We start from the raw sequence: 621 nt of genomic DNA, 5'->3' as shown, positions 1-621 counted from the left end.
CGACGCGGTTGAACTGACGTTCGGCGAGTGCTGCTTCGTAGCGTCGGCGCTCGAGCTGCTGCTCGGCATTGCTTCGTATTGCTTTGTACGTCTGTTGCTGAGCGCGACGAGCGCACGACAACGCGTCGATCTCGGCCGGCGCCAGCGCCGTGAGGAACGCTTGCGCCACGGCGGCGTCGACGCGGGGAGCACGGATGTATTGGCAGGCCGGCAGCCCCTGATGTGAACGCAGGTGATTACAGACGTACTCGGCGCGTCTCTTGTAGCGAGCGTACATCTTGTGACCGCATCTTCCGCACCATGCGATGCCTTGCAGCAGTAGTTCGCCCTCACGTGGAGCCCCCCTGGTTTTGTTGCGCATGTATTCTGCTCGGTTGTCGCTGATAATGTCCCTGATCTTCTCGTAGCTTTGCCAAGCGATATAGGCCGGATAGCGGTCCTTGACGATGATCCGCCACTGCTCGATCGGCTTCGGCGCCTTCGTCGGCGATCTTCCGTCCAAGGGTTTGCGCAGTCTTGTCCGTCCGTAGACGAACGCGCCTGCATAGGCAGGATTCTTCAGAATCGCCGCGACCGCGGATGTCGTCGCCCGCGCCCAATGTAGGTCCCCGTGGCGATTGC

Annotated in this window: 1 protein-coding gene; it reads right to left on the bottom strand. The window is 61.5% G+C overall.

Annotated elements, in window-relative coordinates; genetic code table 11:
- Positions 1-621: recombinase zinc beta ribbon domain-containing protein (locus tag H8A95_RS43410; protein ID WP_229188503.1), on the bottom strand; the 621-nt coding region annotated here is incomplete at both ends.

Origin of the sequence: Bradyrhizobium oropedii, from assembly GCF_020889685.1 — a bacterium.
GTDB classification, from domain to species: Bacteria; Pseudomonadota; Alphaproteobacteria; order Rhizobiales; family Xanthobacteraceae; genus Bradyrhizobium; species Bradyrhizobium oropedii.
This window is presented reverse-complemented; position numbering and strand designations above follow the sequence as displayed.